The organism is Aquitalea sp. S1-19 (assembly GCF_024343515.1).
Window position 1 is genome coordinate 1 of the sequence record NZ_RJTZ01000319.1, and the last position, 1043, is coordinate 1043.

The 1043-nt window shown below is 56.2% G+C and carries 2 protein-coding genes; both read right to left on the reverse strand.

Annotated elements, in window-relative coordinates; all coding sequences use genetic code 11:
• A partial coding sequence (locus tag EGI20_RS18760; RefSeq protein WP_498633210.1) for a twin-arginine translocation signal domain-containing protein occupies positions 1-266 on the reverse strand: 266 nt, incomplete at its 3' end.
• A 177-nt stretch (positions 267-443) separates the two neighbouring features.
• Positions 444-1043, reverse strand: a 600-nt coding sequence (locus EGI20_RS18765; protein WP_498633212.1) for a TRAP transporter substrate-binding protein, incomplete at its 5' end; no start/stop codon positions are given.

Genomic DNA, 1043 nt, shown 5'->3' on the forward strand with positions numbered 1-1043 from the left:
CCGTTTTGCACCACATCCAGTACCTGGGTGCCCGGGGCGATTTCACCGCCCGGAAATACGCGGATCTGGAACTTGCCGCCGGTCAGCTCGGCGACACGCTTGGACAGCTGTTCGGCTGCACCGTAAATGGTGTCCAGGCTTTTGGGAAAGCTGGACGCCAGACGCCAGCGTACGGCCGGACCGTCAGCTGCAAGCGCAGGGGCGCTGACAACGGCAGCAGCAACGCCGGTGGCACCGGCTTTTTTCAGAAATGAACGTCTCTCCATCTTCTTCTCCTCCAGGGGTGGGCATTTGCCCGGTCGCGAAAGCGTCCGGCACCATGGCTGCGGTCTTATGCCGTTTTAAGTAGCCAGGGTGCGAATAATTTAGCACATGGGATATTCGATAAGGTTTTCACATAAAAAATGGGTAAAAAAACGGGGCATGATTGCCCCGTTTGTCGTTTATTTGCTGCGGTTGGTGTACATGAAGGATTCCATGCCCTGTTCGGCCAGATTGAACCAGCCGTGCTCGAGGGCGCGGAATTTTTTCCATGGGCCGTAGATCTTGCCGAAGGCCGGGTTCTTCTTCGCTTCTTCTTCGTACAAATTAAAAGCGATGGTCTGTGCGGCCTTCATGATGTCTGCCGGATACTTCTTCAGCTTGACGCCTTTTTGCAGCAGACGCACCAGTGCCTGCGGGTTCTGTGCGTCGTACTGGGCCAGCATGGTCAGGTTGGCTTCGGCGGCGGCCACTTCAAAAGCCTGCTGATATTCTTTTGGCAGTTTGGCCCACTGCTTGTTATTGACGTAGAACGACAGGTTTGGACCCGGTTCCCAGAAGCCCGGGTAGTAGTAGAACGGAGCGACCTTGTAGAAGCCGAGTTTTTCGTCGTCGTACGGGCCGACCCATTCGGTGGCGTCGATGGTGCCTTTTTCCAGCGCCGGATAGATGTCACCGGCCGGCAGGGACTGGGGAATTGCACCCATTTTGGCCATGATCTCGCCGCCAAAACCCGGGATGCGCATCTTCAGGCCCTTGAGATCAGCCATCGATTTCACTTC